We start from the raw sequence: 6,244 nt of genomic DNA on the forward strand, positions 1-6,244 counted from the left end.
CTCCGGTCCTGTGTGGCGTGTCAGCTTGTGGCGCGGACCCCTAGCCGCGCGGACGGGCCGCCATCGCAGCTTTCGACGATCCCGTGCCGCGCCACGCAATACGCCTCGGACACGAGCGTGCCGACGACGTGGCCCGCGCGCCGGACGGGGCTGCCGCGCATCGCGGCCGCGCCCTGCCATGCCGGGGCGGTCCAGCCGGCGGGCAGGCCGCCGATGGCGATGACGCGGCCCACGTCGTCGATGTCCACGGCACGGGGTGGCGTGGTAGTCAGGCGGACCCCGGCGGCGAGCGTGATCTCGAAATCCGCGGCGTCCGCGGGGGCGCATGCATCCATGGCGGCGCCCGCGGCGATGGCGGCAAGCCCCGTGACCGGGAAGATGGCATTGTGCAGGATGGCGATGCGCAGCCCCGCGCCTTCGGTCACGAGCGCGCCCGCGTCGCTGCGCGCGGCTGCAAGCGCGCCATTGGCCGCCGCGACATCGCCCGCGGCGGTGACGGCGATCAGCCCGGCATCGGCATCCGGATGGTCGGCAAGGACCGTTTCCAGCGCGGCCTGCGGCGGCATCCCGGCGGCAAGGCGTTCGAGCGCGAGAACGTTGACCGCGCGGCCGCCCGGCCGGCCCGGCATGTTGGGCAGGCGGTGGCCGGACATGCAGCCGACCCCTTCGGCGGCCGGGGTGAACTGGCTGAGCGGGGCCATCCGGTCGGGCCCCGAGGACATGAGCGCGACGAGGCCGGCCCGCGCTATGGCGTCGGGTGGCGGGCCGGGGAACAGGCCGGCGCTGCCGCCGCGCTGGGTTTCGGCACGGTGCAGCCGCCCGTCACCATCGATCGCGGCAAGGCTGACGAACCCGCCGATCATGCCGCGCCCGACCCGTTCGACCATGGCAAGTGCTGCCAGCGCGGCGGCCCCTGCGCCCGGCCCGGCGATGCCGATCCCCACGGTCACGTCGCCACCCAGTGGCCGGGTGCGGCTTCGGCCAGCGGCCCCATGGGGATGGTGCCGAGATCGAGCTGCGGCAGCTTCGGGCGCTGCGCCGTCGGGTCGGGGCGCGGCACGGCGGCCAGCAGCGCCGCGGTATAGGGATGGCGCGGCGCGCCCAGCACCGCGCGGCGCGGCCCCATCTCGACGATCCGCCCCTGGCGCATGACGGCGACGCGATGGGCCATTTCCTCGACCACGGCCATGTCGTGGCTGATGAAGAGATAGCCGAGCCCGAGCGACTGCTGCAGTTCCAGCATCAGGTCGAGCACCTGCGCCTGCACCGACACGTCCAGCGCCGAGGTCGGCTCGTCCGCGACGATCAGCTTCGGGCGCACGCCAAGCGCGCGGGCGATGCAGATGCGCTGCCGCTGGCCGCCGGAAAACTCGTGCGGAAAGCGGCGCATGTGGTCGGCCTCCAGCCCCACGCGGCGGAGCAGTTCGGCCACGTGATCCTTCAGGTCGGCCCCGCGGGCGATCCCGTGGATCTGCATCGGTTCGCCGATCAGCCGTCCCACGCTCATGCGCGGGTTGAGTGCGGCGAACGGGTCCTGGAACACCATCTGCATCGCGCGGCGTGCGCGGCGCAGGCTGCGCTGCGGCAGGGCGCGCATGTCTTCGCCCTCCAGGTCGATGCGGCCCCTGTCGACCTCGATCAGGCGCAGCACGGCGCGGCCCGACGTCGACTTGCCCGAGCCGCTTTCGCCCACGAGCGCCAGCGTTTCCCCGGCGCGGACGGTGAAGCCGACGTCGTCCATCGCCACGGTGCCGGCCGCGCGGCCGAACAGGCGTCCGCGCCCGGCAAAGGTCTTGCCCAGACCTTCGGCCCGCAGCACGTCGTCGCCGGGATGGGCCGGGTCCGCGACCGTGGGGCGCGGCCCGTCCTCGGACGCGCGCGCGCCAAGGCGCGGCACGGCGGCCAGAAGGCGGCGGGTATAGTCGGCGCGCGGGCGGGCGAAGATCGCGTCCACCGGGCCGTCCTCCACCTTGCGGCCCTTGTTCATGACGACCACCCGCTCGGCCATCTCGGCCACCACGCCCATGTCATGGGTGATGAGCAGGATCGCGGTGCCGAAGCGCGCCTGCACGTCGCGCATCAGGTCGAGGATCTGCGCCTGCACGGTCACGTCGAGCGCCGTCGTGGGTTCGTCTGCGATCAGGATGTCGGGTTCCAGCGCCATCGCCATTGCGATCATCACGCGCTGCCGCATGCCGCCGGACAATTCGTGCGGGAACTGCTGCATCCGCCGCGGCGGGTCGGACAGGTCCACCAGCCGCAGGGTTTCCAATGCCTTCTCGCGCGCGTCGCGCAGCGACAGCCCGCGATGTTCCACCAGCGCCTCGGTGATCTGCTGGCCGATGCGCAGCACGGGCGTGAGCGAGGTCATCGGTTCCTGGAAGATCATGGCGATGCGGTTGCCGCGCACGGCGCGCAGTTCCCGCTCAGGCAGGTGCAGCAGGTCGGTGCCACGGAAACGCGCGACCCCGCTTTCGATCCGGGCGCTGCGTGGCGGCAGAAGGCCCAGCAGCGCCATGGACGACACGCTCTTGCCCGAGCCGCTTTCGCCGACGATGGCCAGCGTTTCGCCCGCCTCGAGGGTATAGGACAGGTCGTCCACGGCCACGTTGCGCCCCGCGCCGTGCCCGAAGGCGACGGTCAGCCCCTCGACCTGCAGCAGCGGCGCGGTCATCGGGCCCTCTGGCGCGGGTCCAGCACCTCGCGCACGCCATCGCCCAGCAGGTTGAAGCCCAGGACGGTGATCGCGATGGCGAGGCCGGGAAAGATCATCATCCACGGCGCGCGCGCGATCAGGTCCCGCGACGAGGACAGCATGAATCCCCATTCCGGCTGCGGCGGCTGCGCCCCGAGCCCGAGGAACGACAGCCCCGCCGCCGCCAGCACCGCAGTGGACACGCCCAGCGTGCCGACAACGATCAGCGTCGGGATCACGTTGGGCAAAAGGTGCACGAAAATCAGCCGGAGGCGCGAGGCCCCGGCAGCGATGGCGGCTTCGAAATACGGCTTGTTCTTTTCCACCAGCACGACCGAATGGGTGATACGGGCGTAGAAGGGGATCGAGGCGATGCCGATGGCGATCATCGCGTTCACCAGCCCGACCCCGAGAATGGCAAGGCAGGCCAGCGCGATCACGATCTCGGTGAAGCTGAAGAGCACGTCGACAAGACGCATCAGCACGCGTTCGGTCCAGCCGCCCGCATAGCCTGCGACAAGCCCGAGCAGCAGCCCCGAGGTCAGCGAGATGCCCACGGCGATCACGCCGATCTGCAGTGTCAGCCGCGCCCCGAAGACGACCCGGCTGAACATGTCGCGCCCGAGCTGGTCGGTGCCCATCCAGTGCGCGGCGGACGGCGGTGACAGCCGTGGCCCGGATGCCATGCGCAGCGGATCGTGCGGCGCGATCAGCGGCGCGAAGACCGCCGCGATGACGAGCAGCAGCACGATCGCCAGCCCGACAGCACCCGAAGGGCTGCGCAGCAGGGCCGTCAGCGCCTGCTGCACGCCGGACAGGCGCGCGGCGGCGGGCCCGGCCTGTGCGGTGTCCGGGGCGCTCATGTGCCGTACCGGATGCGCGGGTCGAGCAGCGCATAGGCGACATCGATGACCACCGACACGAGCGCCACGACGGTGGCGAAGAACAGGATGAAGCCCTGGATCAGCGGATAGTCGCGCGCGAAGACGGCCTGGATCGCCAGCCTTCCCACGCCGTTCCAGGCGAAGACGTTCTCGATCACGATGGCGCCGCCCATCAGATACGCGAATTGCAGGCCCAGCATGGACACCACGGGGACCAGCCCCGACCGCAGCGCGTGGCGATATAGCACCAGCGTCTTGGGCAGGCCCTTGGCGTGGGCGGTGCGCACGAAATCCTGGTCGAAGATGTCGATCATGGCCGAGCGTGTGAGCCGCGCGATAACCGCACCGGTCGCCAGCCCCAGCGTCAGCGCGGGCAGGATCAGGTTCTGCCAGCCGCTGCCGCCCACGGGCAGCCATTCCAGCGTCATCGAGAACAGGAACAGAAGCAGCAGCCCAAGCCAGAAATGCGGCATCGACACGCCGACGATGGCCAGCGTCATCGCGCCAAAATCCCACGCGGTGCCGCGCTTGTAGGCCGCGAAGAAGCCCAGCGAGCCGCCCACCACGACGGCGATGAACAGGCTCGATACGGTCAGCGCGAGGGTCGCAGGAAACCGCTGGAGCAGCGTTTGCAGCACGGGCTGGTTGCCGACGATGGAATATCCCAGATCGCCAGTCAGCACACGGCCGACATACATGAAGTACTGTTCCCAGACCGGCCGGTCGAGCCCGAGCCGCGTGCGGATCGCCTCGATCTCGGCGTCGGTGGTCTGGAAACCGGCATACATGATCCGCACCGGGTCGCCCGGCACGAGATGGATCAGCATGGTCACCGCGATGCTGGCGATCCAGATCGTCACGAGTGCGGCAAGGAGCCTCTGGACGATGAAGCGTGCCATGATGTGCGCCTTCTGTCGGGGCAGGGGATGGTCCGGCCGTTTCGATGCGGCCGGACCGGGCTGCGCGATTGCGTCACTCGGTAAGGCGCACGTCCTGGAACATCGGGTGCAGGAAGGCGCCGACCTTGAAGCCCTCCACCTCGGGCCGCAGCGCGAAGATCCATTCCCAGCCGGGCGTGTAGAGCCCGACATGGATCGCGTTCTCCATCAGGTAGCGGATGACGTTCTGCACGGCCTCCAGCCGGGCGTCCTCGTCGGTCAGCGTTCTGGTTGCCTCCAGCATCGCGTCCAGTTCATCCGACTGGTAACCCGCATAGGCGCCGCCATTGTGCCACAGCGCATAGAGGATATCCGGATCGTACCAGCCCCAGGTCATCATGTTGAATGTGCCGGGTTCGTCGGTGTCCGTCCGTTCGTTGTCCTCGCGCACGCGGGCGTTCATGGTGCCGATGTCCATGATCTCGATGGACGCGTTCACGCCGACCTCGGCGAGTTGCGCCTGGAAGATCTCGGCCAGGATGTGACGGTTGCCGCCGGTCCAGACATACATCGTGGTTTCCAGCGGGTTGTTCGGCCCGTACCCCATCTCGGCCAGCAGGTCGCGGGCGCGGTCGGGATCATAGGGATAGCCGTATTCCGCGCAGAATTCCTGATCGTTGCCGAAGACACCCGCCGCGATGGGGCACCATTCGCGCTGGTTCGTGCCGCCATAGACGATGTCAATGGCCATCTGCGGGTCGGTCGCGTGGGCAATGGCCTGTCGGGCGCGGATGTCGTCGAAGGGCGGGCGCGACACGGTGTACTGCCAGAACACGTTCTGGCCTGTGTTCTCGGCCACGACGAGGTCCAGTTCCTCCCCCGCCTGGATATCGGGGATGTCGTCGAAGGGCGGCTCGGCGATATGCACTTCGCCCGTGCGCAGTGCCGCCAGACGGGTCTGCGGTTCGGGGATCGTGCGCACCACCAGACGGTCGAGATGGACCGGGCCGGCGTTTTCGACCGGCTTGCCGAAATTGCGGTAGTCCGGGTTCTTGTCCAGCACGACCTCGTCGCCCTGCACCCAGCTGACCAGCTTGAACGGTCCGGTGCCGATGGCCGACCCGGTGCCGAAATCCGCTGCCGCCGCGTTGGAATCGCAAACCATCGACGAGAAGCTGTCGGCCAGGAAGGGCAGAAAGGCGCCGAAGGTGCTGTCCAGCGTGACGGTCACGGTGAGGGGGTCCACAACGGTCACATCGGTGATCGGTCCCCAGCTTGTCCGCGTCAGGCTCGGCGTGTCGCCGAAGGCCCGGTCGATGGTGAATTTCACGTCCGCCGCGTCGAAGGGCGTGCCGTCATGGCACAGGACGCCGTCCTGCAGGGTGAAGGTGTAGGACAGCCCGTCGTCGCTGACCTCCCAGGATGCGGCAAGGTTGGGTCGGGCCATGCCGTCATCGTCGAAGGCGAGCAGCGTGTCGTAGATCTGGTCCCAGACCTGCATCGACAGCGTGGACGTCGCGCGGTGCGGATCGAGGCTGTCGATGTCGCCGTAGCGGGCCCATACCAGTTCGCCCTGCGCGAGCGCGGGCAGGCCCAGCGTCGCGACCGCGCCACCCAGAAAGGCCGCGCGGACCCGGCCCCGGTGCATGTTCCGTGTCATTCCCTGTCTCCTTCTGCTTTTTCTGCTTTGCGTATCGAACGACGTTGTGGCCGCGGCTGCGCGTGTGCCGGATCAGGCCGCGGCGCGCGGCGGCGGGTCGGCCGAGAGCACGCGCCCGGCGCCGGCG

At 69.5% G+C, this 6,244-nt stretch carries 5 protein-coding genes; all 5 read right to left on the reverse strand.

The features are described from left to right. Positions 1 to 20: 20 nt before the first annotated feature. Positions 21 to 950: a DUF6963 family protein gene (locus DDE13_RS08170; protein ID WP_111403279.1), complete on the reverse strand. Its 930-nt coding sequence runs from the start codon at positions 948 to 950 to the stop codon at positions 21 to 23. Continuing rightward, positions 947 to 2,674: an ABC transporter ATP-binding protein gene (locus DDE13_RS08175; protein WP_111403281.1), complete on the reverse strand. Its 1,728-nt coding sequence runs from the start codon at positions 2,672 to 2,674 to the stop codon at positions 947 to 949. The genes DDE13_RS08170 and DDE13_RS08175 overlap by 4 nt, the downstream gene beginning before the upstream one ends. Continuing rightward, the gene (gene nikC, locus DDE13_RS08180; protein ID WP_111403283.1) at positions 2,671 to 3,558 is read right to left on the reverse strand and encodes a nickel transporter permease; all 888 of its coding nucleotides are present in this window, start codon (positions 3,556 to 3,558) and stop codon (positions 2,671 to 2,673) included. The genes DDE13_RS08175 and nikC overlap by 4 nt, the downstream gene beginning before the upstream one ends. Beyond that, positions 3,555 to 4,478: an ABC transporter permease gene (locus DDE13_RS08185; RefSeq protein ID WP_111403285.1), complete on the reverse strand. Its 924-nt coding sequence runs from the start codon at positions 4,476 to 4,478 to the stop codon at positions 3,555 to 3,557. The genes nikC and DDE13_RS08185 overlap by 4 nt, the downstream gene beginning before the upstream one ends. Before the next feature lie 73 nt (positions 4,479 to 4,551). After that, complete coding sequence (locus DDE13_RS08190; RefSeq protein ID WP_235868640.1) at positions 4,552 to 6,117, reverse strand: ABC transporter substrate-binding protein; 1,566 nt, start codon at positions 6,115 to 6,117, stop codon at positions 4,552 to 4,554. Positions 6,118 to 6,244 lie beyond the last annotated feature (127 nt).

It is taken from the genome of Meridianimarinicoccus zhengii, from assembly GCF_003254465.1.
GTDB lineage: Bacteria > Pseudomonadota > Alphaproteobacteria > Rhodobacterales > Rhodobacteraceae > Meridianimarinicoccus > Meridianimarinicoccus zhengii.